The organism is Desulfosporosinus youngiae DSM 17734 (assembly GCF_000244895.1).
GTDB lineage: Bacteria > Bacillota > Desulfitobacteriia > Desulfitobacteriales > Desulfitobacteriaceae > Desulfosporosinus > Desulfosporosinus youngiae.
This window is the reverse complement of the sequence record NZ_CM001441.1, coordinates 3,595,287-3,618,665: the sequence shown is the minus strand read 5'-3', so window position 1 is coordinate 3,618,665 and position 23,379 is coordinate 3,595,287. Positions and strand designations below refer to the sequence as shown.

16 protein-coding genes and 1 pseudogene are annotated in these 23,379 nt (G+C 47.0%); 13 read left to right on the top strand and 4 right to left on the bottom strand.

What is annotated here, in order from left to right; translation table 11 throughout:
• The first annotated feature begins 145 nt into the window (after nucleotides 1–145).
• Nucleotides 146–1,984, top strand: a complete 1,839-nt coding sequence (locus DESYODRAFT_RS16950) for an acyltransferase family protein (protein ID WP_042339815.1) — start codon at nucleotides 146–148, stop codon at nucleotides 1,982–1,984.
• Between the two features lie 39 nt (nucleotides 1,985–2,023).
• Here the strand turns inward: DESYODRAFT_RS16950 and DESYODRAFT_RS16945 are convergent, their stop codons facing one another.
• Together DESYODRAFT_RS16945 and DESYODRAFT_RS16940 are read right to left on the bottom strand one after the other, a co-directional pair.
• The gene (locus tag DESYODRAFT_RS16945; protein ID WP_007784950.1) at nucleotides 2,024–2,326 is read right to left on the bottom strand and encodes an AzlD domain-containing protein; all 303 of its coding nucleotides are present in this window, start codon (nucleotides 2,324–2,326) and stop codon (nucleotides 2,024–2,026) included.
• A complete protein-coding gene (locus DESYODRAFT_RS16940) occupies nucleotides 2,323–3,027 on the bottom strand; it encodes an AzlC family ABC transporter permease (RefSeq protein WP_007784948.1) in 705 nt (234 codons plus the stop codon). Before DESYODRAFT_RS16940 ends, DESYODRAFT_RS16945 begins: the two co-directional genes overlap by 4 nt.
• 162 nt (nucleotides 3,028–3,189) lie before the next feature.
• Between DESYODRAFT_RS16940 and DESYODRAFT_RS16935 the strand changes: the two genes are divergently transcribed.
• The 7 genes and pseudogenes from DESYODRAFT_RS16935 (at nucleotide 3,190) to DESYODRAFT_RS16905 (ending at nucleotide 11,591) form a co-directional block, all read left to right on the top strand.
• Nucleotides 3,190–3,744, top strand: a complete 555-nt coding sequence (locus tag DESYODRAFT_RS16935; RefSeq protein ID WP_042339814.1) for a helix-turn-helix domain-containing protein — start codon at nucleotides 3,190–3,192, stop codon at nucleotides 3,742–3,744.
• A 427-nt stretch (nucleotides 3,745–4,171) separates the two neighbouring features.
• Nucleotides 4,172–6,379 (top strand): EAL domain-containing protein, encoded by a 2,208-nt coding sequence (locus DESYODRAFT_RS16930; protein ID WP_007784946.1) that lies wholly within the window; start codon nucleotides 4,172–4,174, stop codon nucleotides 6,377–6,379.
• Nucleotides 6,376–6,936: a DNA-3-methyladenine glycosylase I gene (locus tag DESYODRAFT_RS16925; protein ID WP_007784943.1), complete on the top strand. Its 561-nt coding sequence runs from the start codon at nucleotides 6,376–6,378 to the stop codon at nucleotides 6,934–6,936. The genes DESYODRAFT_RS16930 and DESYODRAFT_RS16925 overlap by 4 nt, the downstream gene beginning before the upstream one ends.
• Nucleotides 6,937–7,813: 877 nt before the next feature.
• Nucleotides 7,814–8,455: a GOLPH3/VPS74 family protein gene (locus DESYODRAFT_RS16920; protein WP_007784938.1), complete on the top strand. Its 642-nt coding sequence runs from the start codon at nucleotides 7,814–7,816 to the stop codon at nucleotides 8,453–8,455.
• A gap of 28 nt (nucleotides 8,456–8,483) precedes the next feature.
• Nucleotides 8,484–8,747: a helix-turn-helix domain-containing protein gene (locus DESYODRAFT_RS16915; RefSeq protein WP_007784936.1), complete on the top strand. Its 264-nt coding sequence runs from the start codon at nucleotides 8,484–8,486 to the stop codon at nucleotides 8,745–8,747.
• Nucleotides 8,748–8,960: 213 nt separating this feature from the next.
• Nucleotides 8,961–9,563: pseudogene (locus DESYODRAFT_RS16910) on the top strand (nitroreductase family protein); the annotation flags it as partial.
• 339 nt (nucleotides 9,564–9,902) lie between these two features.
• Nucleotides 9,903–11,591, top strand: coding sequence for an LCP family protein (locus DESYODRAFT_RS16905; protein ID WP_242833475.1), 1,689 nt, complete (start codon nucleotides 9,903–9,905; stop codon nucleotides 11,589–11,591).
• 308 nt (nucleotides 11,592–11,899) lie between these two features.
• Here DESYODRAFT_RS16905 and DESYODRAFT_RS29285 read toward each other — a convergent pair whose 3' ends face one another.
• Nucleotides 11,900–15,229: an AfsR/SARP family transcriptional regulator gene (locus DESYODRAFT_RS29285; protein WP_007784931.1), complete on the bottom strand. Its 3,330-nt coding sequence runs from the start codon at nucleotides 15,227–15,229 to the stop codon at nucleotides 11,900–11,902.
• A gap of 255 nt (nucleotides 15,230–15,484) precedes the next feature.
• Between DESYODRAFT_RS29285 and DESYODRAFT_RS16895 the strand changes: the two genes are divergently transcribed.
• Complete coding sequence (locus tag DESYODRAFT_RS16895; protein WP_007784929.1) at nucleotides 15,485–15,979, top strand: DUF6591 domain-containing protein; 495 nt, start codon at nucleotides 15,485–15,487, stop codon at nucleotides 15,977–15,979.
• Between the two features lie 340 nt (nucleotides 15,980–16,319).
• On the top strand, nucleotides 16,320–18,848 hold the full coding sequence (locus tag DESYODRAFT_RS26685) for a cell wall-binding repeat-containing protein (protein WP_007784927.1): 2,529 nt from the start codon (nucleotides 16,320–16,322) through the stop codon (nucleotides 18,846–18,848).
• 152 nt (nucleotides 18,849–19,000) lie between these two features.
• Here the strand turns inward: DESYODRAFT_RS26685 and DESYODRAFT_RS16885 are convergent, their stop codons facing one another.
• Nucleotides 19,001–19,873 (bottom strand): DMT family transporter, encoded by an 873-nt coding sequence (locus tag DESYODRAFT_RS16885; protein ID WP_007784925.1) that lies wholly within the window; start codon nucleotides 19,871–19,873, stop codon nucleotides 19,001–19,003.
• 120 nt (nucleotides 19,874–19,993) lie between these two features.
• On the opposite strand from DESYODRAFT_RS16885, the gene DESYODRAFT_RS16880 reads away from it, so the two are divergent.
• The 3 genes from DESYODRAFT_RS16880 to DESYODRAFT_RS16870 all read left to right on the top strand — a co-directional run bounded on the left by DESYODRAFT_RS16880 (nucleotide 19,994) and on the right by DESYODRAFT_RS16870 (nucleotide 23,346).
• Nucleotides 19,994–20,860, top strand: coding sequence for a LysR family transcriptional regulator (locus DESYODRAFT_RS16880; RefSeq protein WP_007784922.1), 867 nt, complete (start codon nucleotides 19,994–19,996; stop codon nucleotides 20,858–20,860).
• Between the two features lie 140 nt (nucleotides 20,861–21,000).
• Complete coding sequence (locus DESYODRAFT_RS16875) at nucleotides 21,001–21,603, top strand: class I SAM-dependent methyltransferase (RefSeq protein ID WP_007784920.1); 603 nt, start codon at nucleotides 21,001–21,003, stop codon at nucleotides 21,601–21,603.
• 246 nt (nucleotides 21,604–21,849) lie between these two features.
• Entirely contained in the window at nucleotides 21,850–23,346 is a 1,497-nt protein-coding gene (locus DESYODRAFT_RS16870; protein ID WP_007784918.1) for a spore germination protein, read from the top strand.
• The last annotated feature ends 33 nt before the right edge of the window (nucleotides 23,347–23,379 follow it).

Below are 23,379 nucleotides of genomic sequence, written 5' to 3'. Positions count from 1 at the left end.
TCGTGAATTTTTAACTTTTTCGTAAGGAATTTTAAATAGTTTGTAAAGCACTGAAACTCAAAACTTGGTAAGGTGAAAAGGAAGGAATGGCTATGGCGTGATGAGAAGAATCTTAAGCCAGGCACAAGTGGAGAGTGAAAGTAAGATGAATTGCAGCAAGAAAACGAATCAATCGAATTTACACCAAAGGAGATTGCGGGCGGGTTCCAGCGGCTATATGCCCGGATTGGACGGACTGAGAGCCTTAGCGGTGTTTGCCGTGATTGCTTATCATCTCAATCTGAGCTGGGCGCCGGGAGGGCTTTTAGGGGTAAGCCTTTTCTTTGTGCTGTCCGGCTATTTGATCACCAATATTCTGCTTAAGCAATGGGAGCACTCCGGAGCGATTGATTTGAAAGATTTCTGGCTGCGCCGGGCCAGGCGGTTGCTGCCGGCCCTTTTTTTAATGCTGGCAGGCGTGATGTCCTGGATGATGCTTGGGGCTCCGGAACGCCTGACGGCCTTGAAGCAGGAAGCGCTGGCTGCGGTATTCTATACCAGTAACTGGTATCTGATCTTCCATCAGGTATCCTATTTTGAAAGTTTCGGTCCGCCGTCTCCGCTGGGGCATCTCTGGTCTTTAGCGGTAGAAGAACAATTTTATCTCTTCTGGCCCTTGCTTTTGGGATGGGGACTGCACTGTTTCCGGCAGCGCAAATGGCTGATCGGGGCCACAACTGCTGTCGCTCTGACTTCCGCTGCAGCAATGGCGCTGCTTTATATACCGGGGCATGATCCCAGCCGGGTCTATTATGGAACGGATACCCGTGCTTTTGCTTTGCTGGCGGGGGCCGTTCTGGCTATGGTATGGCCCAGCAGTAAGATGAACCCGGACTTGTCCGGCAAAAAGAGACTGGCGCTGGATGGGGTGGGGAGTCTGGGGTTATTGGTGGTCCTTTTGATGATCGGGAAAACCAGCCAATACCAGACCTCTCTCTATCAGGGCGGACTCTTGCTCTTCTCTGTGGCGGGAGCTTGTCTGGTGGCGGTTCTGGCTCACCCGGCCAGCTATCTGGGGCGGTTCTTCGGATGGGGCCCCTTGCGCTGGCTGGGAGGGTGTTCCTATGGAATTTACCTGTGGCATTACCCGGTCATCATCCTGACTAGTCCGGTTGTCAATACGGAAGGCTTTAACCTTTCCCGCACACTCTGGCAAATTGCCTTAAGCATTATCCTGGCTGTCCTGTCCCGTTACCTGATCGAAGACCCGATCCGCTACGGACGGCGCAAACCGGTGCGGAGGCGGAGACCATTGGCCCACGGTGCTAAAATTATGATGGGTATGGTATTGATGTTTCTGCTGGTGTTTGTGATGCCGAATGAAGGGAGGCAAACTTCAGCAAAAGCTATAGCGCAGAGCTATGAGACGGCAGAACAGACTCAAACTCAAGCTCAAGCTCAAAATCAAGAGTTGGACAAAGAAGATAGTGCCGCCAAGGGAAAACTTACCGGGACAGATCAGCAGAGCGGGCTCAAGGGGGATGACATTACGGTCATTGGTGATTCCGTAATGATCAATGTGGAGCCTGTTTTCCAGGAACGCCTGCCTGGGATTGTCATCGACGCCCAGCTCGGCAGACAGATGTATCAGGCCCCGGATGCCATTGCCAGGCTTCGGGAAGAAGGTAAGCTGGGGAAAATCGTGATTATTCAATTAGGAACGAACGGTTCGTTCAGCGAAAAACAACTACAGGAGACTCTGGAGTCCCTGCAAGGAAGTGCGAAGATCCTGCTGGTCAATACCCGGGTCCCCAAGCCTTGGGAAGGAGAGGTGAATGAGACCCTGAGACTAGCAGCCCAGTCTTACCCCAAGACCAGACTGATCGATTGGCATTCAGCCAGCAGCGGCCATAAGGATTATTTTTATGCAGACGGAGTTCATCTGACTCAGGTCGGGGTGGAAGCCTACGGGGAAATGATGGTCGAAGCTTTGCTCTCAGACTAAAACGATAAACCAAAATCGTCCTGACTCACTCAATGACGGTTATACTTGCAGAATTAGATATGCTGCAATGATGGAAATCAAGACGGATAAGACTAAACTGCCTTTCAGCCAGGAACAGATACCGGCTGCGATAATGCCGGCAACCGTAGCCAGTCTCATGTCCGGAGCAGATTGCATGATCCCCCGTACAATCAAAGCACTTAAAGCTGTATAGGGTATATATTGCAGGAATCGCTTGAGAACAGGGGGCAGAGGTCTTCCCGTCATAATAAGCAGCGGCAGTAACCTGGGCAAATATGTGACAACCATCATCCCGGTAATTAAAAGGAGATAGCTTTTCATGGGGATACCACCTCATCTTTTATAATAATAGCGCCGATTCCAGCCGCCAGGATGACAGACGCAATAAAACACCAGGAGGCGGGCAGGAGCTTAAAGTATGATGCAGTCAGGTAAAAAATCCCGGACATAACCGCCAAAAACAGAACAGAAAAGGATTTCTTGACCTCAGGTGCCAATAAGGCCATAAACATAGCGTAAAGGCCTACCCCCAGACTGAGCTGAACAGCCTCCGGCAGAAGGGTGCCGACAAGATACCCGGCAATCGTACCAGTCACCCAGGATATGTAGGGTGCAATTTGCAGAGTAAGCAAAAATGGAAGGTTTAATGTTCTGTTTCTTAAGGAGATCAAGGAGAAAGCTTCGTCGGTAATACCAAAAGCAATGATAAAAAGCCAATGTTTTTTAATTGCCTGCAGTCTTACCGACAGGGAAGCGCTCATAATAAAATGCCGTAAATTCAGCAGGAAGGTGGAAAGGATAATGCTTCCCGCTGAAATGCCATCTTTAATCATATCCAAGGCCATGAACTGACTGGCCCCGGCAAAAACCATCAGGGAAAACAAACTGCTGTCCTGCAGCGAAATACCAACATTTTTGGCAAGAAGTCCGAAGGCCATAGCCACGGGGAAAAAACCAAAGATAAGGGGAAGAGCAGAGATGATTCCTTCTTTGATACTGCCTGTAATCTGATTTCTGTCCATTTTCTCCCTCCGATGCTCTGTGGTTATCTTTTATAAACCACAATGGTATAATGAAAAAGCATATATCCCACTTTCCTGTATGTTATAATGGCTTTTTGTGTACAATATAACATACAGGAATTATATATGACCGGGGGAGAAGATACAAGGGGGAAGACCTACTTGAGAGATTTGAATCAGATTGTTGCCAATAACTTGAAACGAATCCGGGAAGAAATGAAATTAAGCTTGGATAAGGTATCTGATATGACCGATGTCAGTAAAGGGATGTTAAGACAAATCGAGGCAGGTGAGTCCAGCCCCACCATTAAAACCATCTGGAAGATTGCCTCGGGTTTGAAAATACCTTATACCTCAATCATTAACATTCCCCAGCCGGATACCTTCCTTGTCCTGGGAGAGGATATCGAACCCCAAGTTGAGGACGAGGGGAGATATAAGGTATACTCGATCTTTCCCTCGGAAGACGGACGAAAAGTGGAAATCTATAGGATCGAACTTGAAAAAAACGGTTCATTTTCTTCAAATACTCATGGAGAAAAGACTCAGGAATTGATTACGGTCTACGAAGGTGTTTTAACCATTCGGGTGGATGATGAAGAATATGTTATAAAAGCAGGGGACTCGATTAAATTCATGGCGGATAGGCCCCATGCATATTTCAATAGATCTGATCAATTAACCCGGGCTAATATGGTCATTTATTATTCAATTTAAATTAGCGTCTGCCGAACCCATATTTCCCTATAAACATACCTTATAGGGGAGGTGGGAAAATGTTAAATGGAGCACAAACGACAAGTCCGGTGACTCAATGTTTTACAAAGTGGCAGAGGAAGGGCAGCTGTCTGCAACTTCGCCTTCGTCCACTTCCGTTGTGAAAGCTCCAAAACCAAGTGCTAAAGATTAGAGAGGATAGCCCTGAGGGGAAGGTGTTTTAGCCGGCCGATAATATAGAGAAGCGAGTACAGTTCCGGAGAGAAATTGCATTCGCTTTTTTGGTTTCTTGAGGGTGGACTGGGTTTGAATCATGAACGAACCCAAATAGCCTTGACATTCCCCCGGAAAAAGAATTAACTAGAGATGAGTTTCACCGTTAGTTCAAATGTCAGGGACGATTCATTGTTACCGGAGATGATAAAAAGTGCACAAGCGCAGATGGATTGATTTTACCGAAATGATCAGCCATTACACGAAATTGATGGAAAGAGCCGGAGAAAACCTGTTGCTTGCCTCCGTCAGGCGGGGGCTGATTTTAATGATCCCCATCGTGTTGATCGGTTCGATCGCGCTGTTGTTTACCAGTTTCCCCATACCCCAGTACCGGGATCTGATGGCAAAGGTGTTCGGATTGGACTGGGAAAACTTCTTTACTTATGTGCATGATGGTACGATCGGCATTTTATCCCTGGCCACGGTCATCTGCATCAGCTATTCTTTGGTCACCGAGTTGGAGAACAGGGACAAACTCAGAATCAACCCCATCATCGTTTCCTCAGTAGCGCTGTGCTCCTTTATCGCGCTCTTTGGAATCAGCAAAGACGAGTTTGAAATCACCAATTACGGGGTTACAGGCGTGTTTGTGGCCATACTGGCGGCGGTCACCGCCACCCTCTTGTTCTACAAGCTCAGTTCGATCAAGGCACTGAGGATCAGGCCCTTTGCGGACGGGGATTCCCTTAGCTTCAGCAACGCCGTAGCCGCCATTATACCCGCGGCAATCACCATCGCTCTTTTCGCCGCCGCCAATCAAAGTTTATTCGCCTTTTTGAACATATCGGATATCAACGATTTCCTTGCTGAAGTGCTGTATAATTGGTTTTCCAACATCGGCAATTCATTCCTGCGGGCGTTGCTGTTTATCTTTTTGATTCACTTCCTGTGGTTTTTAGGCATTCATGGCAGCAATATGCTGGAACATGTGGCCCAGAGCATTTATGTTCCGGCCCTTGCCGTCAATCAGAATCTGATTAACGCCGGAGACGCGCCCAGCCAGATTTTCACCAAGACGTTTTTTGATACCTTTGTGCTGATGGGGGGCTGCGGCAGCACCATATGCCTGATCATTGCTGTTTTCATGCTCAAAAAAAACAGAAACCAGCGCCGGATCGCTAAATTTTCGCTTTTTCCCCTTATCTTCAATATCAACGAGCTGATTGTCTTTGGCTTTCCGCTGGTGCTGAACCCGATTTATTTGATTCCCTTTATTCTGGTTCCGCTGCTTCTGACGGTGACCTCATTTGCCGCTCTAAGTCTGGGGCTGGTCCCCTTCACAGTGCAGACGGTGGAATGGACCACGCCGGTTTTTATCAACGGATATTATGCAACGGGTTCTGTGAGCGGCTGCTTATTGCAGCTCTTCAACCTGATTCTGGGGACTTTATGCTATATTCCTTTCGTTAAGCTGTCCCAGGCCGTTTCGGCCTCCAAGATGAAAAAGAACTTCGAGGGTGTGTGTGCGGAATTCAAGAAGATCGAAAGAAGCAACAAACGGCATAATCTTTTGGACCGTCAGGATGTGATCGGAAGCTTGGCCAAAGCCCTGGCAGAGGATCTGAAAAATGATATCCGGAAAAAAAGGATGGTGCTGTTTTATCAGCCTCAGGTGGATTATGAGGGCAATGTATTCTGTGCCGAAGCGCTGCTGAGATGGAAACACACCAATTATGGCTATGTTTACCCTCCCCTCGTCATTGCCCTGGCCGAGGAGTATCAGCTTATTGATGGACTGGGTTTGGAGATCATTGAGCAGGCCTGCAGCACCCTTGGGCAAATGAAGGCCCTGGGGTTCCGGGATATGGCCATTTCAGTGAATATAACCGCTTCTCAGCTTGAAAACGAAGAATTTCCCCCTAAGCTTAGGCAGCTCATTAAAAAATATCAGATCAGCCCTAAGGCCCTGAAGATTGAGATTACGGAACAGGTGGCCTTGGAAAATGACAAGAGGATCAAGGATGCGCTGGGCGCCATCAAAGATATGGGAATGGAGCTGGAGATGGACGATTTCGGGATGGGCCATAGTTCCCTGATGTACCTGAAGGAATACAACTTTGATACGATTAAGCTGGACGGCTCCCTGGTGCGCGAAATCTCTGCCAATGTCAACTGCCGTGATATCATCTCTTCCATCATCTATCTGAGCAGATCGCTGAATTATGCGGTTCTGGCTGAATTTGTGGAAACTGAGGAACAGCGCCAGATCCTTCATGACCTGGGCTGTGACCGCTATCAGGGCTATCTGTACAGCCCGGCGATTCCGTTGGAAGAACTTCTGGCCTATATTGAGGGCAGCAAAGGGCATTATAAGAAGAGTGCGATGATAAAGGAAAATGACTGGGGGAAACGTTTATGAGTTCTTGTTCATGGCCCGGAAAAAATCAAACAATGCAGCAATATCATGACAACGAGTGGTGTGTGCCAAGTTATGACGATGTTTATATATTTGAAATGCTTATCTTAGAAGGGGCTCAAGCCGGATTATCCTGGAATATCGTTCTCTCCAAAAGAGAAGAGTATCAAAAAGCGTTTCGACATTTTGACATTGACTATTGCGCCAAACTGACGGATGAAGAATTGGAGACAATCAAAGACCAATATAATATTATAAAAAATCGAACTAAGATAAATGCTGTCAGAAGCAATGCTATAGCTGTCCTCAACCTGCAGAAGGAATTTGGAAGCTTTTCAACCTTCTTATGGAATTACGTCGATGGTCAGCCAGTGATAAACAGTTGGGTATCCGAGGGGCAAATACCTGCTCAGACTCCTTTGTCGGAACAAATTAGTAAAGATCTGAAGAAAAGAGGCTTTAAATTTGTCGGGCCTGTAATAATCTATTCATTTATGCAGGCAATCGGCATGGTGGACGATCACATAAGAACATGCTCTTACCATTCCAGGAACAGATGAGTAAATTAAGGTGAAGTGTGCTGGCTCTATATAGTGACTTATGTCAGCTGGGCAAAGGTTTGGCAGAAGGAAATCAGTAGGCAGGACTGTCAAGGGGGTAGCCTATGACCAACCCGCTGGTGCGGGAGCGAGGGATAGTGGGTGGCTGTGGTGGTGGATATGTTTCCGTGGGCGGTGCATGTGGAGTGTATAATAATGATGACGTATTGTGGTCAAAAGAGATAAATAAGACGTTTTAACCACAACATATAGTGGTTTGGAGCAAAAAATGAGCCAAAATCGAGGCAAAAAAGTCCATTTTTTAAGCCGTTTTTTTGGGGCATTTCATAGATGACATGGAGGGTCAAAGAAAATTCAGTATATTAAGGCTAAGAGGTGGATCATTTAATAATCTACAACTTAGCTTTTTTATGTACCGATATGAAGCAGGATAAAAGGTATGGAAGAGTCCATTAAAAGTTGCGGTGCTCATATTTATTGCATTAAAGATTGTACTATTATAAAGGATAATGAGATTATTCCTTTGTCGTAAGCTGTCAGAAGGTTATTCTTGCTTTCTATCACTCGTTGTGTTAGAAGTGATAGAAACTGATAGAGATACTGGTTCAGATACTTTTTACACGGTCTGGCCACGATTTTAGGCAAAAAGATGCCATGCGCTCGAACTCGCATGGCATCAGCATTTTGGGGGTAATAACCCCGTTTTTACACTTTAAAATCGGAGATAAAATTGGAGTTTTTGGACACTCTGGAAGGAGTGGAAACCCGGCTAGGCTTACAGAAAATGCACTATTGACAGCTTGATTTTTTATGCTATAATCAAATCATAAGTAGTAAGTGATAAGTATTAAGTACTAAAATAAAGGGGGATAAAGCAATGAAAAATTTGTCCATCACTCAAGAATACGTATTGTGCTCTTTAAACAAAAAAGGGAATTTCCCTACGCTTAGTATAAAAATTCCGGTTTGCGTTGTAGCAAGCGGGTTAATTGAGTTGTTGCTGAATAATTGTATTAAAATAGACGAGAATAAGAAGCTTTGTGTGATAAGCGATTTAGGCGCGGAACAAGTCTATTTGAAATCTCTTTATGACTCGCTCAATAAGCCAAAACCAATAAAAATCCAAGAAATAGCCCTGGAGTATAACTTGTCATTTACCAGTAAGAAGCTGAATGTATTGGTCGCTGATATTGGCAATTCTTTGGCTGACAGAGATTGCGTGACCCCTGAAAAGGGCGGTATTTTTGGCAATGGATTTTATTTTATCCCCAATCCGGACGAAGTTGACCGTGTGATACAAAAAATAAGAGCGGAGCTGCTTGAAAGCGGAACTGTGTCTGATGAAACAATAGCATTGGTTAGTCTGCTGGAAGAGGGCGGGCAGATCAAGAACTATTTTTCCAAATATGAATCTGAACAGTTAAAGGTTCGTCTGAAAGAAATTAAGAAAGCTCCTTCCAATCAATTGCTAAAGCAAATGCTGGATTATGTTGATTCTTTTATGATTGGATTAGGTTAACTCTTTTATATAAGGAGAGTTGTGCATAATGTCAAGGCAAAGAAGTATGGAAGTAATAGAGAACTCTCTATACGTTACGATTGGAGAGTTGGTAAGATTAACAGGAATGAGATACAGCACGCTTAAATTTTATACCGAAGAAGGCATGCTGGATTTTGAACAAGCAGAAGAAAACTTAACGAGAAGATACAAACGTGTCGATACGATACAGCGTATTTTCTACATCAAAAATTTGAGAGAGGAAGGCAAAACCGTTCCGCAAATTAAAGATATTCTCAATCAAACAAAATGAGCATAAACTGAGAAGGCGATCAGAGCCAAAACTTTGCTAGCGAATACAAAGCAATAAAGGATATTGATTTTGCACCAATCTTTGAGGAACTAATATCGAGAGACAGAGATGCGTGAAATGACATCATTTTCGCCCACTCAAGGCTACAGCATCGGTTTGCTTAATTGAGCAAGCATAAAGCCTTGCAGATAAAGGTTTTACCGGGAATTAAATGAAGCATCTGGTTTAGCCATGGAATTCTTGGAGGACGGGAGCAATGCTTTTCGGAAATTAAGAAAGAGTTACGGCTTATTTACCAATGTGCGTTCAGTTATATTGGTGAAAGGGAACAAAGAACTCAAAGATTTGAAAGAAAGAATTGGCTATTACGGAGAAGATTTAGTTCTTGCTATAACTGATTTAGGTTTGGGAACCTGCTGGGTCGGAGGCACCTTTGACAAGGACGAATTAATTGTTGATGGCAGCGAGGAACTGGTTTGTGTTGTCTTAGTAGGTAAAGTGGCAGCGCCCTCACTAACGGAAAAGATGATACGGTCAGCTACACATAGAAACGGAAAAAGTATGGCAGAAAGAATCATCAGCGATCAACCTTTGCCTCAATGGGTACAAAACGGAATGAAGGCTGCGTTACTTGCCCCAAGCGCTAAAAATACCCAAAAAGCAATGTTTAAGTATCAGAACAATATCTTAAGCGCTCAAATTGCGGACGACTATTCCATGGATTTGATTGATTTAGGTATTGCAAAGAAACATTTCGAGATAGAGACAGGAGGAACATTTGAATTTGGGAATGGCGGAGTTTTCCGTTTAAGTTAGTAGTATATGTTACCGGAAAGCACACTTGCCGCCAAGGCCCTATCAGGCTCAGGCGGCATTTTTTTTGACTGTTTAAGGCACCTGGAGACCGGCCGTTTTTGAGTTTGACTAAGCCAGCTTAGTCAAACTCAAAAACGGCCGAATTTTTATTTAGAGTACTTTTAATAGCATTTCATAAGTTGTTGACAAGTTTCTGTGATATAATTTCGTTGTGGTGCGAACTGTGAAGCAGTACGCGGATGCGTGGCATTTACGGATTTCCGTCAGGAGATGGTCGGGAATTCCCTTCATTGATTTCCCGACCATACCATTTTTATGGTAGTAAAATCAAAAAATGGAGTGAACATATTGATTAAAAAAAGGAACCAAAAGAAAAAACTTAAAAGAGTTTTTATTATCTTAGCACTGTTGATTGCAGGAGTCCTCGTCGGGAGGGCGGCATTTGCCGTTTTCTATTCTGGAGAGGAAGGACTATCCGTTGAAAGACTAGTCGGCGTCAGTGCTGGCTTGAACAACCGGGTCAGCTTTCTTTTGATTGGAACCGATAAAAGGCCGGGGGAAAGTTCTTATAATGCGGACTCGATCATCGTGGCCAGCTTTGACCCGAAGACGAAACTCATTTCCCTGCTGTCCATTCCCAGAGATACCCGGGTAACCCTGCCGGGATCAAAAAACTATTATAAAATCAACGCCGTTCCGATGTTAAAAGGGATCCCGGAGCTGGAAAAACAGGTTACCGGGCTGACCGGCATCAAGCTGGACGGCTATGTATTGACGAATTTCGCCGGGTTCAAGGATATTATCGATACGTTGGGCGGGATCACCATTGACGTGGAAAAAGACATGCAGCACGTGACCGGGGACAAAGAGGACGGCTATATCAACCTGAAGGCCGGGGTGCAGGAATTGGACGGTTCAAAAGCCCTGCAGTATGCGCGCTACCGTGACAGCACAACGGCTGACATCGGAAGAACCGCCAGACAGCAAAAAGTGTTGACAACTGCAGGCAAAAAAATGCTTGAACCCGCCACAATTCTTAAACTGCCCAAGCTTGTCCCGCAGTTAATGAAAACAGTGGAAACGGACTTGTCTCTGAAAGATCTCCTAACACTTGCCGGGGCGGCAAAATCATTTGACGACGCCACAATCGTAACCCAAACACTGCCCGGAGATGCGATTATGCTGGACGGGTTAAGCTATTGGGAAGTAAACCGGGATAAAGCGAAAGAGGTGGCCGGCAATCTTCTCCTGGGCCAAACTGCCGATGATATCTGGGACAGCTCGGTGCTGGCCTCCTTAGATCCGGAAGTGAAAGCCCGTCTTGCTGCTCCGGCGAAGGAAGATGTTATCGACATACCCGAAATACCAGGAGTTATTGTCCCCAAAGAGGGAGAAACACCCCTGACAACCATTCAAACCGAGCAGTATGCGGGGACGGTCACCTGGTTGCCTGCCGATGCCATCTTTCTTGCAGGTCAGAAATATACGGCGACGATTACCCTGGTTCCCAAAGCAGGGTATACCTTAAAAGGTGTCGCTGCGGACTTCTTTGCCGTACCGGGAGCATCCACCACCCGGAATGCTGCAGGATCAGGGATAATTACGGCCGTGTTCCCGGCGTTGCCGTCTGAGCCGGCAGAACCGGATGAGTCGGCGGAACCCGCAGAACCGAATGAACCGAATGAACCAAATGAACCAAATGAACCAAATGAACCAGCGACAGCAATCAGCCTTTCGAAAGTTAGGGGGGTTATACCGCCTGAATCGGGAGCATCACCTGTAAAAACGATTACCGAAACGGAGCAGTATATTGGGACGATCAGCTGGTCGCCTGCCGACGACCCCTTTGTCGAAGGCCGGGAATATACGGCAACTATCACGCTGGTTCCCAAAGAAGGATATACCTTGGAAGGGATTGGCAAGAATTATTTTACAGTGCCGGGCGCAGCAGCGGCAAATCCAGCGGGATCGGGGGTTGTAACAGCGGTATTTCCGCAAAAAGATAAGAAATTACCCGGTACCGAATAACTTTGGATCCGTTTAATATTATTTTCCCTGGACTAGATGCTTGGCGTAAATTTTTAGGATTTCCATCGTTTCGCAATTTGGACAGACATTAATTTCTTCTCTAGAATTTGCATTATCGTACTCCTGCTCGCATTTCGGGCAGATAGGGCATTTCTGATCGTCACTCATTACACATTCCCACTTTCTTATTTCATTAAATAACTGTACATGTAATCCATGAATCATGATTTATAATAGGAAGTTTTTTGTACCTCTAACTATAGTATGCATCAATAAGTGATTCACACCCACAACAATGAAGGGAAAAACTATAACAGCGGCAAGATTGTAGTTATCACCTCCGTCAATCTCTCGTCAATTTTAATGCCAAGCTCCTGTTCAAAACGCTTTTTGAACCGATAATAAAGATTGACCGCTTTACTTCGCATCCCCTGGGACATAAACAGCCTCAACAATTCCAGACAGATAGTTTCGTTATACGGTTCCAGGGCCAGGGCGAGTCTGAGAATTTCTTCGGCATGGCTCAGCTCTCCCTCTTGGATATAGATCAGGCCAAGTTTCAGACAGGCATCTTCAAAGATTACCTTGCACCTTTCCCGCTCCAGAAATACCAAATCCCCGTAATCACTGCCCTCCAGCAGCTCGCCTCGGTAGAGAGAGACCATTTGCTGCAATAGTTCCAACCTTTTGCAGGTTTCATCCGGGTTGTTTTTTGCCGGGCCGGTCAGCTCCCGGTTCAGGCGCAGAAACTCGACAATATCCAGCTCCAGGATATCGTTATTTATAATTTGCAAGCCCGTAAGGGTTTCATGGATAAAGGCATTATTTCCGGAAACCCTTACGTTGTATTTGGCCAGGGTTTTTCTGAGCTGATACAAGGCTGTGCGCAGGGATACCATGGCGGATTTGCCGTCCGACTCGGGCCAGAAGATATCCAGCAGGGTCTCCTTCGATACCGTCTTGCCGCTGTGTAAGAGCAGGTATTCCAGCAAGCCCTTTACTTTTTTGGTCTTCCATTCGGAGTCCGGGATCTTGACGCCGTTTACCGCAATTTCCGGTTTGCCGAAAAGGGCAGCTTTGACAAGATAAAGACCTTCCTTCTGATCGGGCTTGTATTGGGATACAAAATCATTGACAAAGGCCGTAATCCGGCTTTCGTCAATGATTTTTATTTTTTCTGCCAGGTACTTGACCGTAGAGCCGTCGTAGAACCTCCCCAACAGTTCCTCGGCAAAGCCGGTGCCATAGCCGTAGCGCAGGCAGCGCAGGGTCATTTCGGTGAGGGTGGGGATATGGATATCCCAGAACATAAAATACCTGTTCTTTGCGGCCAGTTCCATAGCCTGCTTCAGATAACCATGTCCCTTTTCCTTGTCCCCGTTTCCGAAGTACAGCCCGGCAAGGTGGAAAAAAGAGCCGCAGAGCACCTGATAGGCTTTTTTCGCTTTGGCCGAACGGACGGCTGAGAGCAGGCTGCGCTCTGCCAGCTGAAAATCCCCCGACCTTCCGGCAATGGCTCCGAGGATGCAGAGCGATGTCTCGCAGACCATCATACCGGGCCTGGCTTTCCTGATCACGGCCATGTCCCGGCGGGCTTCCCCGAGATCCGGGCCGGCACCGCCCGGCCGGATGGACCAAAGGCTCCGGAGGAGCCTGCAGGCTGCGGCCATGACTTTATTGTTCATCCGGCGGTAGTGAAAAACGGCGTAATCCAGCATCTCGATACAGGTTTCCCTATCAAAGGATAAGTACCGTTCAAAGGCGGCCAAGCGCCTCCCGTTAGCCGACAGGTAGTCATAATCGTATTTCTCGCCGATGGCGATGACTTCGGATAGGTGTGAAGGCAGACGATCCTTTTCATTTTTGAGGGATAAGGCGATGGACAGAAAAAGCAGGATAAATCCTCTGGCGGGCTCAACCTTTTTGAAGTGATGCAAGGCCAGCGCAGTTTCCATGCAGCGCTCCGCCTGGTCAAGCTTGCCGAGACAGTGATAAATGATGGAGGAGAGGATTAAATACAGCCATTGGCTGTCTTCCGGCAGAAGGTCATACAAGATGCTTTCGCTTTGGGCCGCCGCTGCAGGAAATCGTTCTTTTGCCATGGATTGCACCATATCAAGGATAGCCAGGGTGTTGTTCAATTCCGGCGAAGGGTTTTCCAGCCGCCAGGAAAGGCCTGTGGTCATTTCCTGCAATCCCTTCATATCGTTGCTGCAGGTTAGGATATAGATGAGAACCGTTGACACATTAAAATACATCTCAGGCTGGTTATCCTGCAGGGACAGCTGCAGCAGCCTTTTGAGGGGTTCCACCATTTCCCCTTGCCTGTTGTTGGGCAAGAGCTGCGCTTTATACATGAGGAGAACCGGATTGTCCCTGATCATATCCTCCGGGAGCAAATCCAGCCAGATCTTCAATTGCCCGGTCTCGCCGATTAAAAACTTATTAAAACCCACTTGGGTCACCATATCCCTGGCCAAAACAGCATTTTCGCATTTGGCCAGGTGTTCGGCGGCACGACCGTAGGCTTCCTGCCTGATATACCAGGCGGCGGTTTTCAGGCGAAGCCCGGCAACCTGCTCACCGGAGCAGCGGCGTTTCAGAATATAGAGCAGAAATTCCCGGAATAAAGAATGGAAACGGTAAACGACGGGATCCCCGTGAATCCTCTGGATGAAGATGCCGAACCCCATGCTTTGGGCCATCAGTTCCTGTATATCGACGATCCCGAATAGTTCCAACGCTTCCAGTTCGGAAAAATCCTGGAGCAGTGCCAGCCGGGCTAGAGCATCCTGAGTAGCGGCTTCGACTGATTTAAACACTTCCAGAGACAAATACCGGAACAGCGTCTCTTCGTGCACCAGCCCGCTCCCCTCAAAAGCGGCGATATCGGAGCCCTTGTTTTGGATAGCCTGGCATAAAATGATGACGCCTGCTATCCAGCCTTCGGTCTTTTTGCGGATAAAATCGGCTGTTTTCTGATCTAAAACGGGCTGTTTCATGTGAAACATATAATCGTTGATTTCAGACGGACTGAAAGCCAAGTCTTCGGCGTCGATCTCCAGTATCTCTTGCTCCAGTCTTTGCTTTTCGGTAAAGACTTTAAAATTTGTCCGGTTTAAGATGAACATGGTACAGGAGGGAGGAAGGTTATCCAGCATAAAGGCTGCGACATCGCATAGTTCCGGGGTTTGGGTCACGTTTTGAAAATCGTCCAGCACCAAATAGGTTCGGGTCTTGGAATGGCTGTGATGAGACCACATTTCCTGGCAGATCATGGCGATGGCATGCTGGGGCTGCAATTCCACATCGGCATATTCCTTCAGGGCTTTCCGGGATTCGGAAAACAAGGCGGCGTCCGAGGGGAATACCGCTTCCGCAAGGTGGGCGATGAACACCGGGAGATTCCTGTCCTCCGGGTCCAAACGGTACCAGCATATCCTGAAAGGCAGGGCAGCCCGCCGGCTGAAATACGAGACGGCCAGGGTTGTTTTCCCGTACCCGGCAGGCGCGCAGACACTGACTACCCTGGAGGAATCCATGGCGGCGTAAAGTTTTTCCAGCCGGTCCGTCAACAAAAAGTTTGCGGGTAAATCCGGCATAATGAGCTTGCTCTTTAACACGGGAATATGATTCATGCCATCGACCTCGTTTATGCATTTTCTCATAAGTGCATTTATGCTATTTCAACCTTATTAACCCATCTTATTTTCTTTATTTTACCATGAATCAAGGTGTAAGCGATAAACATCCTAATAGTTTCATTTCATATTTTTTTCATAGCCGTAGGGTAAGATGGTGTCGGAACGAAAGGGCAGTAAGGGAAAAGAAGCAACGGATCAAAACAAGAACCTGCAAAGCGGGTGAAACAGGAAGGAGAGGAGAAAAAAGATATGAAGAAAGTGCTGATTTTTATCCTGACCGTTGCATTGGCCGCTTCCCTTGCCGGCTGCAAAAGCCCGGCGGAAGCGGCGACGGAAAAGGCCGCCGAGAAGATCTTTGAAAATACCACCGGATCGAAATTGGACATCGAAGGCGATAAAGTGAGCGTTACGGGAAAAGACGGCAGCCAATTGATCGTTGGGGAAAATAAATGGCCCACGGATAAGGTGGGCAGGGAAATCCCCGCCATGGCCTGCGGAAGGGTAGCTTACGTCTACAATGATGATAAGTCCTGCAACATCATCCTCCAGGAGGTGAGGGAGAATGACGTGGAAGATTATCTCGCCGTGATCCGGGCTGCGGGTTTTTCCGGTGACAAAGCGGCATACAGCGACGATATCAACAGCATTTATCTGGCCGATAACGGCCAGGGTATCAACATCCAGCTCGGCTATAACCATGAAGAAGAGCAGTTAAGCCTTACCGCGATCAAAACGCAACAATAAATTTCTCGAAAGCCAAATTTTAAGTTGTTAGAGGTGGGAAAACAATGAAATTAAAAAGGAAGGAATCTGTGAGGATCGCCATAATGCTGGCGGGACCGGCGTGATGACCCAGGTTTTGGCCAGGGATGAAGAGGGGAAGTGGCTGCTCAATGAAGTGCAATTGATCTCCCTTGCCAAAATCATAGTGTCAAATATGTAAGCTGTGGGTCTGGGCTTTAACTGAACCCATGGAAAATATGCCTCTCCTTTGGCAGAGGAGGTACAGAAAGCCGTTGGGTGCATTAGAAGCCGAAAAATAGGATAAGTGGAGGAAGACAGGAACAAAGAAAGGAGCATTATTGTGATAAGTTATTCAAGAAAAAGCAAGGGACTTGCCCTTGTTCTGGCTCTGGCCATGCTGCTGGCGCTGTGGCCGGGAGCGGCCTTGGCGGCGGAGCCGACGATTACCGGTGCCGGGATGGAAGAGACAGGCATTGACGGCGAGGAAATTTTCTACTTTTCTTTACTTGAGGATGGCATCGCTTCCTCGACAGTAATCGATATAGCCATGAAGACTCAGCCAACGGATCTGGAGTATACCTCCGGGCAGAGTCTGGACTTAAGCGGCCTGGTGGTGACCCTGACCTATGACGACGAGTCAACCTTAGAAGTAGGCTATGAGGATTTCAGCTACATGGACATCAGCACCAATCCGGCCCATGGGACCGTGCTGTTGGTGGCGGACCACCACAATCAGCCGGTGGAGGTAAGCTGCAACGGACAGACGGCCTACACGGATAACCTGACGGTGACAGAACCGGCAGACCTGCAGGTAACCGGCATAACCGTTAAAACCCAACCGACTGATCTAACCTACACCGCCGGGCAGAGTCTGGACTTAAGCGGCCTGGTGGTGACCCTGACCTATGATGACGAGTCAACCTTAGAAGTAGGCTATGAGGATTTCAGCTACATGGATATCACTGCCAATCCAGCCCAGGGGACCGTGCTGTCGGTGGTGGGCCACCACAATCAGCCGGTGGAGGTAAGCTGCAACGGACAGACGGCCTTCACGGATAACCTGACGGTGACAGCATCGACAGGCCGGCAGGTAACCGGCATAACCGTTAAAACCCAACCGGCCGATCTAACCTACACTGCCGGGCAGAGTTTGGACTTAAGCGGTCTGGTGGTGACTCTGACCTATAACGACGAGTCAACCTTAGAAGTAGGCTATGAGGATTTCAGCTACATGGATATTACCGCTAATCCGGCTCAGGGGACCGCACTTTCGGTGGCGGGTCACCACAATCAGCCGGTGGAGATAAGCTGCAACGGACGGACCGCTTATACCAATAATCTGGCGGTAACAGCTTCCGGTGGCGGAGGTGGCCGAGGAAATGACGGCGGTTCGAGCGGCACAAATAATACTTCGGCTGGATATGTTCCCAATCCATCCATCGCGACTGGGGGCGACCAGGTTACGGTTGACCTGGCTCCCAACGCCACCAGAGTTTCCCCGACCCAAACCAATAACCTGATCAAGGCCAACCAGGAGAGCGCGGTGGTCATCCAGGGCGATCAATATACCATTACCTTTGCCCAAGGAACCATGCAGGCGGTGCCCGGACAGACAGAGTACGATTTCGGACTTCAGATGAACGCCGGACCTAATTACGGCGCAATTGCGGACCTGGCGGAGGGCAGCCTGACCCTCGTAGTCAGCTATAACCACAGTGGCCCCCTGCCTGCGGAAGCAGCCATCACCTTTAATGTGGGAACTTCCTATGAGGGCCAAACCCTTTACTACTATTACTATAATGAAGCCAACGGGCAGCTGGAATACGTTCAGTCCGCGGTGGTGGGAACGGACGGGACGGTCACAATTCGCCAGTCCCGCTGCTCAGACTATGTCTTCACCGAGGGGAGATTAACAGGTGAAAACGTAATAGGGCAGTCCACCCGCATCTTCGGCGAGGATCGTTACCAGACGGCGATAAAGATCAGCAAAGCCTATTTCGGCAAAGGGGCGGACACCGTTGTTCTGACCCGGGGGGATAGCTCTGTGGACGCCTTGCCGGCCGTGCCGCTGGCCAAACAGTACAATGCTCCCCTTCTTCTCACTCCGCCCGGCAATCTCCCGGAAGAAGTTCTGAATGAAATCAAAGAGCTGGGCGCAAAAAAAGTTATCATTATCGGTGGACCAGGGGCTGTGAAACCGGAAGTTGAGAATACCCTGAAAGCCGACGGCCTTGAAGTGGAACGGATTTATGGCCGGACTCACTATGACACGGCTTATGTGATCGCCGGAAAGCTGGAAGGTAAAACCGGCCAGGCCGTGCTGGTCAATGGGGACAAATACAGAACGACCTTCCCAGATACTCTTTCCATTTCTTCCTGGGCCGGCTATCACGGAGTGCCTATTCTCTACGCGGATAGTACCGCGGATCGGCTGCCGGAAGAAACAGCAAAGGCTTTGGCCGAACTGAAGGTCACGCGGACCATTCTGGTTGGAGGGCCGGCGGTGGTCCCCAACCGGCTGGAGTCCCTGGTGCCTGACCCCCAACGGTATGGGGGAGCGGACTGCTATGCCACTAATGCAGAAGTATTGCAAGCACTGCAGCCCAATCCGGAGAAAGTATATGCTGCCACAGGCAAGGACTTTGCCGATGCCCTGGCGGGCGCGGCAGTAGCGGCTCAAACTAACGCCTGGCTGATCCTGACGGGGGAGGCCGGAAAAGGCCAGAATCCCAGGGGTTTGACGGCTGAACAGGAGCAATTGCTTAAATCAGCGAAAGGAAACGTCAGGGAGGTCAGCGTTTTTGGCGGCCCGGCGGTGGTTTCCGAGACCACCTGGGAGGCGGTCAGGACGCTGCTGGAATTGGATTGAAAGAGAAAAGACGCAGTTAAGGAAACGACGAATAGAGAGCTTAAACTAAATTCGGCTGAAAAAGATCCGGGCAAAAACAGAGTCAGACAGCTTATTCTGCTGTCTGACTCGTCAACATATCCACGGTTCATATGGTTAAGAAAAGCGATATTTTAATATTTACGCAGCACAGTCTTATGAGCTGCATATTCTCCCAATACCGCTCCGCCGATAATCAGGACAGCACCAAGGATTTGAATAGCCTGCATCGTCTCCTGCAAAAGCAGGACAGAAAAGATAACAGCCGACAGCGGTTCCAAGTAGCCGCAGATTGCCACTGTCTGCACCGGCAAATGACCAATCGAAGAAAAATAGAAATAGCAGCCGATACCTGTGTTGAGAAGACCGAGAATCAAAATTGACACCCAATCCCTGCTCGCCACCGTTAATACAAACCCCTGCTTTAATCCAACAAATGTCGCAACGGTCAAAAAGCTGATGAAAAGTTGAAGCATAGAGTTTTCCAAGCCTGTGATATTCTTAGCCTTCTTATTAAAAATTACCATAAATGCATACATTACAGCAGACATTCCCCCGCAGAACAATCCCCATCCGGTTTTGTCCCCCTGAAACGCCTGACCATTGACGAGAAATATCCCGCATAAGACCACTATAAATCCTGCCACTTTCGGCGGGGTCAATTTTTCACGGAACAGAAGCGGAGAAAGCACCATTACAATAACCGGTCCGCAGTAGTAAGCCAAAGATGCGATACTGACACCGATTTGTTGATAGGCTTCGTAGAGAAATACCCAACTTGCGCCCATCGCTATGCCGGATATGGCCAGAAATAAGAATTGCCGCTTGTGTTGCCAAAACGTCAGTTTTCCTCTCGTCAGCATAAAAATCGCAATCAACAAAAGACTGCCAATCAGCGTCCGCAGCAATACGATTTCATAACTGGTAAGCGAAATGTGGCTGGCTACGATTCCGTTGGAACCAAATAGCAACAGCGCAAGAAGGTACTTCAAATATGTATATTTCATAAGCATACTCTTTTTCTTGAACTATTTGTGAATATAGTGTACCATATCTCCATCAATCACAAAAACGAATATTTAGCATAGATAAGATGATTAAAACAGATACTAAGAGGGTGGCGCTGTATGGATATGAACATTCAAAAATATATGGCGTTTATCAAAACCGTTGAGTATGGCAGTTTTACAAAGGCCGCCGAAGCGTTGTCTTATTCACAATCCGGCATCAGCCGCATGATTAACGATTTGGAAAAGGAATGGAGAGTATCTCTATTGGAACGCGGACGTGCCGGGGTGCGCCTGACCTCCGATGGTTTGAAGCTGCTGCCCTACGCCCAAAGCGTCTGTAGTGAATATCAGAAGCTGCAAATGCAAGTAGACGAACTAAACGGGCTGCAATCCGGTCTGATTCGCATCGGCACCTTCTCCAGTGTGGCAACACACTGGCTGCCGAACATCATCAAAGAATTTCAAAAGGTTTACCCAAACATCGACTATGAATTGCTTTTAGGCGATTATACGGAAATTGAAGATTGGATTTTGGAGGGGCGTGTGGATTGCGGTTTCCTGCGGTTGCCTACCCACCCGGATTTAGAAACCATTTTTTTAGAACAGGATAAGTTGCTGGTCATTTTACCGGAGAACCATCTTTTGGCGAATTGTGAACGATTCCCGGTTACAGCCCTGTGCAACGACCCGTTTATGCTGCTGGAAAAGGGTGCGAAGGCTGAAGTCTCAGAGATTTTTGAGCGCTGCAATGTAACCCCAAAGGTACATTTCACCACTTGGGACGATTACGCCATTATGTCTATGGTAGAAAGTGGTCTGGGCATTAGCATACTGCCGCAGCTTATCTTAAAGCGAGTCCCTTATCGCATTGTGGCAAAAGAACTGGATACACCCGCTTATCGCCAGATCGGTCTTGCTCTGCGGGATAAAAAAACCGCATCCTTAGCTGTCAAACGGTTTATGGATTATTTACAATATCGATAAAGAGACGTACCTGCTTTACCCCCCTTGTGCGGCAGTCTCAATGGCAGCCTTTTCATTAGAGCAATTCCATTTTCGTGTCTGTTGCTGAAGGAGATGGCCAAAATAAAAAAGCAACTATAAAACAGATGGGAGAATTAAAGATGGGGAATACCGATATCTTTGATAGGATGGCTGATAGATATGACACCTTGGAAAGAATTCAAATGGCCAAGTTAATGTCAGATGCTATTCGTGAATACTCGGTCGACGCTGATCATAAGAGTGCTATTGATTTTGGATGTGGAACCGGTCTTGTTGGAATGAACTTGTTAAAGGATTTCAAGTCTATGCTTTTTTTGGATACATCTCAGAATATGATTGATCAGATAAAACAAAAGATTATTGACTTTAATCTTCAAAATGTAGATACCTTATGTTTCGATTTCGAAAAAGAAAGTTTATTGGATTTACAGGCAGATTATATTTTTATGGCTCAGGTTTTGCTGCATATTAATGATGTGGAGTTAATTTTATCGAGATTATATGATGTTTTAAATGCAGGAGGGCATTTAATAATCGTCGATTTTAATAAAAATGAAGAAGTAGTCTCAGATATGGTTCATAACGGCTTTGATCAGGCAGAACTTAGGGAGCTTATGACTAAAATAGGATTTAAAGAAATTCAATCCAAGACTTTTTATACTGGAAGTAAACTATTCATGAATCATGATGCATCATTATTTATACTTAATTCACAGAAATAAGTTTTAAGACGGACAAGTCCAGTCTTTTGGCTTGGACTTGTCCGTACTCATTGGCGCTGCTTGGTTGAATCTTGAACTGATGAAAAATGCTTTTGAACTTGGTTATTCCCGTGGACGAGTGGTTCACGGGATTTTTTCTTATGAGGATAATGCTTGCTCAATTTCCCCGGAGATGGGGCTCACGCATAACAAAATACATAATATCACATAATAAGGTGTCTAATCCAAATTAGGAAGTGTTAAGCTATGTTCTTTCGCAAGAAAGATGAGAAAAAATTAACCCCAGACCTTGAGGCAAACATCAAACTATTCAAAGACATTTTTACGAATGATGATACGTTGATTGTCAGGAAGTTTCAGAATAAGTATTTAAAGGCTGCAGCCTGCTGCGTTATCTACATTGATGGCATGGTCAATACTGAAGTGATCCATGAGAATATTATTCAGCCTATTTTGGGCGGGAATTTAAAGGAAGAGATTTCGAACGGCAACCTGCTGGAAGAATTACAGTATAAAGTGATCCCCTCCAGTGATGTCAAAGAATCCGCCGATATTTACGATCTGGTGGGTTCCGCAATCAATGGGGATACTGTTTTATTGGTGGAGGGTTACAAGAAGGCCCTGATTGTCAGCAGCAAAGGCTGGCAGACCAGGCCCATCGATGAACCGCTGGCTGAGCGGGTCGTGCGCGGACCGAGAGAAGGTTTCGTCGAGTCTTTAATCACAAACCTGTCTTTAATCCGCCGGAAAATCAAAAATCCAAATTTGAAGTTTCAGTTTAAAGAATTAGGCTTGACCACCAAGACCAAAATTTGCATTTGCTATGTTGAAGGGTTGGCCTCCGAAAAAGTTCTTCAGGAATTGATGCACCGGCTGGATAAGATCAAAATTGATGGAATTCTGGATTCCGGCTATATCCAGGAACTCATCAAAGATGCTCCCTTGTCGCTTTTGGAAACTGTAGCTTCCACTGAACGTCCGGATAATGTGGCCGGAAAACTGCTGGAAGGAAGGATTGCAGTTGTCGTTGACGGAAGCCCCTTTGTGCTTACCCTGCCGTTTTTGTTTGTTGAATATTTTCATGCCGATGAAGATTACTATAACGAATCCCTGTTTGCGTCGGTCAGCAGGAGCTTTAGGATGATTGGTATGTTTTTAGCAATTCTTCTCCCGGCAATTTATGTATCCCTGACAACCTTTCACCAGGAGATGATCCCGACACCCCTTTTATTAAGTATTACAGCTGCCAGGCAAGGCACGCCTTTTCCGACCATCGTGGAAGCTGTGATCATGGGTTTTTTGTTCGAAATACTGAGGGAAACCGGGACGAGAATGCCTGCGCCAATCGGACAGACCGTAGTTATTGTGGGGGCATTGATCCTGGGGGAAGCAGCAATTGAATCAAGATTTATCAGCGCCCCCATGGTTATCGTCAGCGGCTTGACCGGAATTACGGCGCTCTTGACCGTAAAGTTTAAAAGCTTTCCTATAATTCTCAGGATGGTATTTTTACTTCTGGCCTTTCTTATGGGTTTGTACGGAGTTATCTTCGGTTTGATCGGACTGGTTATATATTTTATGGGGATGCGCTCTTATGGCGTCCCCTATCTGCTGGGGACTACTTCCTTTGATGAGGCTAACATCAAAGATACGGTTATCAGAGTACCCTGGCGGCAAGTGTATTTTCGCCCCAGGGTCTCGGTCGCGGAGAATCATGACGCAGATCATAGAAAACAGAGGTAAGCAGATCCATGAAACATAGGTGTAAAATTCTAT

Coding starts and splice junctions, on each gene's coding strand:
- DESYODRAFT_RS16950 (WP_042339815.1), top strand. CDS start 146: ATGAATTGCAGCAAGAAAACGAATCAATCGAATTTACACCAAAGGAGA.
- DESYODRAFT_RS16945 (WP_007784950.1), bottom strand. CDS start 2,326: ATGAAAAGCTATCTCCTTTTAATTACCGGGATGATGGTTGTCACATAT.
- DESYODRAFT_RS16940 (WP_007784948.1), bottom strand. CDS start 3,027: ATGGACAGAAATCAGATTACAGGCAGTATCAAAGAAGGAATCATCTCT.
- DESYODRAFT_RS16925 (WP_007784943.1), top strand. CDS start 6,376: ATGAGTTCTTGTTCATGGCCCGGAAAAAATCAAACAATGCAGCAATAT.
- DESYODRAFT_RS16920 (WP_007784938.1), top strand. CDS start 7,814: ATGAAAAATTTGTCCATCACTCAAGAATACGTATTGTGCTCTTTAAAC.
- DESYODRAFT_RS16915 (WP_007784936.1), top strand. CDS start 8,484: ATGTCAAGGCAAAGAAGTATGGAAGTAATAGAGAACTCTCTATACGTT.
- DESYODRAFT_RS29285 (WP_007784931.1), bottom strand. CDS start 15,229: ATGAATCATATTCCCGTGTTAAAGAGCAAGCTCATTATGCCGGATTTA.
- DESYODRAFT_RS16895 (WP_007784929.1), top strand. CDS start 15,485: ATGAAGAAAGTGCTGATTTTTATCCTGACCGTTGCATTGGCCGCTTCC.
- DESYODRAFT_RS16885 (WP_007784925.1), bottom strand. CDS start 19,873: ATGAAATATACATATTTGAAGTACCTTCTTGCGCTGTTGCTATTTGGT.
- DESYODRAFT_RS16880 (WP_007784922.1), top strand. CDS start 19,994: ATGGATATGAACATTCAAAAATATATGGCGTTTATCAAAACCGTTGAG.
- DESYODRAFT_RS16875 (WP_007784920.1), top strand. CDS start 21,001: ATGGGGAATACCGATATCTTTGATAGGATGGCTGATAGATATGACACC.
- DESYODRAFT_RS16870 (WP_007784918.1), top strand. CDS start 21,850: ATGTTCTTTCGCAAGAAAGATGAGAAAAAATTAACCCCAGACCTTGAG.